We start from the raw sequence: 3399 nt of genomic DNA, 5'->3' as shown, positions 1-3399 counted from the left end.
CCCCGCCTCGTGCAGGAAACCGCCCTCACGCATGTACGACGTACCGGCCCGGTCCGGATCCGGATCGTACAGGCGCCCCAAGTCCCACCCGCGGTTCTGCGGCAGTCCGGAGACAACGTCCTCACCAGCGGTGAGCACATCCCACAGATCCTCCGGGGAAGCGACGCCTCCCGGAAAACGGCATGCCATTCCCACGATCGCGATCGGCTCGTCGATCGCGCGCTTCTCCATGACGGGCACGGCACCGTGGTCACCATCGTCGTCGATCAGCCTGGAGCGCAGATGGCCGGCCAGCGCCGCGGGCCTCGCGTAGTCGAAGACGGCCGTCATGGGCAGTCTGAGGCCGGTGGCGGTGTTCAGCCGGTTGCGCAGTTCGACCGAGGTCAGCGAGTCGAATCCGAGATCCTTGAACGCTCGGTCCGGAGCCACCGCCTCGGCGCCGGAATGTCCGAGGACGACGGCGGCCTGCTCCCTCACGAGCTGCACCAGAAGGCGTTCCTGCTCGACCGCGGTGAGGCCCGCGAGACGCACGGCAAGCTCGAGTTCGGCACCGTCCGGCACGACGTCGCCGGGGCCTGAGCCGGACTCCAGCATGCGGCGTACCTCGGCTATCTCTCCGATCAAGGGCCGTGCCCGCAGCGCTGTGTACGCCAGGAAGAACCTGCTCCAGTCGATGTCGGCCACGGCCACTGCGGTTTCGTCATACGCCAGCGTGTGATCGAGCGCAGCGATGGCCGCCGCAGGTTCCATGGCGAGTACACCGTGCCGCTGGAGCCGTTCGCCCACCGACCCTTCGTGTGCCATGCCGGTGCCGCCGGACCACGGTCCCCAGGCGATGGAGGTCGCCACGAGCCCCTGGGCCCTGCGCCATTCCGCGAAGGCGTCCAAGAACGAGTTTCCCGGCGCGTAGTTGGCCTGCCCGGGAATTCCCAGGGTGGCGGAGATGGACGAGAACAGTACGAAGGCCGAGAGGTCGAGGTCCCGGGTCAGTTCGTGCAGGTTGACGGTGGCCGTGACTTTCGCCCGCAGGGCGTTGTTCATCTGCTCCGGTGTGAGCGCCGCCGTCGTGCCGTCGTCCAGAGCACCCGCGGCGTGGATGACGGCCGTCAGCTGCGCCGGATCCGTGCGCAGCGAGTCGAGGAGCGTCTCCAGTCCGTGCCGGTCCGCTGCATCGCACGCGACCAGGGTCACCCGGACACCTATGTCCGTGAGGCTGTCCCGAAGGGCAGCGGCCCCGGCTGCGTCCGCTCCGCGACGGCTGGTGAGCACCAGGTGCTCGGCGCCCTTGCCGGCCAGCCAGCGGGCGACGTGCGCGCCCAGCGCCCCGGTGCCTCCGGTCACCAGGACCGTGCCGCTGGGCGACCACTCGCGCCCGCCCGCCTGGCTCGACATACGGTGACCCGGTGTACGAACGAGGCGTCGGGCGAGGACGGAGGAGGCCCGTACGGCAAGCTGGTCCTCGTCCGCCAGGCCGCCCACGACATCGACCAGCCGTCGGCGCGCGTCCTCGTCCAGGTGTTGCGGGAGGTCGACCAACCCGCCCCAGATCTGCGGCTGTTCCAGGGCGACGACCCGTCCCAGTCCCCAGAGCAGCGCCTGCCTGGGGCGCTCGGGTGACTCACCGGGCAGTGCCGCTACGGCGCCTCGGGTCGCGAACCATACGGGCACCTCGGCCGCGGCGTCGGCCATCGCTTGCACGAGCGCCAGCGAAGTGGCCATGCCGACGGGCACGTCGGGGTGGTCGCCGTGCGGGGCTTCGTCGAGGGCCAGAAGGGAGAGCACCCCGGCGAGGTCGTTGTCGCCCAGCCCGTTCCGTAGAGCCTCGCCCAGCGCTTGCCGGTCGTGGTCCCGCTCATCGACCACCACTGACACGGCACGGGCGCCGCCTCGCTCCAGTGCGTCGATGGCGCCGACCACCAGTGAGTCATGGGTCAGACGTGCCGGAATCACCACGGCCCAGACACCGGACAGCCGTGCGGAAGTTCGTGTCGTATCGGGGCGCCACTCGACGTGGTAGCGCCAGTCCTCCAGCCGCTCGCGTTCCTGTTGCGCCGCCTTGTCGAGCAGCCAGTAGCGCTGCCGTTGGAAGGGATACGTGGGCAGGTCGACGATGCGGGGGCTCGCACCCTCGAAGGCACGGGACCAGTCAACCGGGACACCCTGGACGAAGGCTTCCGCAAGGGACGTGAGGAACCGATCCAGACCGCCCTCATCACGCCGCAGCGAACCCAGCGCCACAGCATCGGCATCCACCGTGTCGAGGGTCTGCTCGATACCGGGAACCAGGACGGGGTGCGGGCTGCACTCGACGAACGCGCCCATCCCGTGTGCGAGGAGCCCTTCGACGGCTTCTTGGAACCGGACGGTCTCCCGCAGGTTGGTGAACCAGTACCCGGCGTCCAGGGCGGTCGTGTCCAGCCAGTCCGCCGTCACCGTCGAGAAGAACGGCATACTGGAACGCTGCGGAGCGATGTCCGCCAACGCCTCCAGCAGCTCGTCGCGTAACTGATCCATCTGCGCGGAGTGGGAGGCATAGTCCACCGGGACACGGCGAGCCCGGACATCCTCCCGCTCGCAGCCGGCCAACAGCTCGTCCAGCGCCTGTGCGTCGCCCGAGACGACGGTCGAGGACGGGCCGTTGACCGCAGCCACGGATATTCGGCCGCTGTGGGGGGCGAGCAGGGTGCGGACGCGGTCGGCCGGGAGGCTGATGGAGACCATGCCGCCCCCACCAGCGATCCGGGCGATCGCCCGGCTCCGCAGGGCCACCACCCGCGCACCATCGGCAAGACTCAAGCCCCCGGCCACACAGGCCGCAGCGATCTCCCCCTGCGAATGCCCCACGACCGCGGCAGGCTCCACGCCGTAATGCCGCCAGGTCCGGGCCAGTGACACCATCACCGCCCACAACGCCGGCTGCACCACATCAACACGCCCAAGAGCGGCCTCGTCACCACCACGCAGCACCTCGACCAGCGACCAACCGGTCAACGGATCCAGCACCGCAGCGCACTCCGCCACCGCCTCCGCAAACACCGGGCACGCATCCAGCAGTCCGGCCCCCATCCCCACCCACTGCGATCCCTGACCAGGGAAGACGAACACCACACGACGACCCTCAGCCGGAGCCACACCCGACACCACACCCGGCACAACCCGACCCACCGCAAAACCGGCCAGCGACTCCGTCAGGAATGTGAGTTCGCTGCCGATCGCAACAGCCCGGTGCTCGAACACCGACCTGGTGGTCGCCAACGACCACCCCGCATCGGACGCACTTGCGCCCGACACCTGCGCAGCCAAGCGGGCCGCCTGCTCACGCAACGCCCCCGCATCCCGCCCGGAAACCACCCACGGCACCACCGACAGGCCTTCAGCCGAAGCCGCGCCCGTCTCCGG

General features: G+C 69.8%; 1 protein-coding gene. It reads right to left on the bottom strand.

What is annotated here, in order from left to right; translation table 11 throughout:
- On the bottom strand, nucleotides 1-3399 hold a 3399-nt coding region (locus ABZ562_RS41045; RefSeq protein WP_361490547.1), incomplete at both ends, for an SDR family NAD(P)-dependent oxidoreductase.

It is taken from the genome of Streptomyces sp. NPDC019937 (assembly GCF_040631655.1).
Lineage (GTDB): Bacteria > Actinomycetota > Actinomycetes > Streptomycetales > Streptomycetaceae > Streptomyces.
This window is presented reverse-complemented; position numbering and strand designations above follow the sequence as displayed.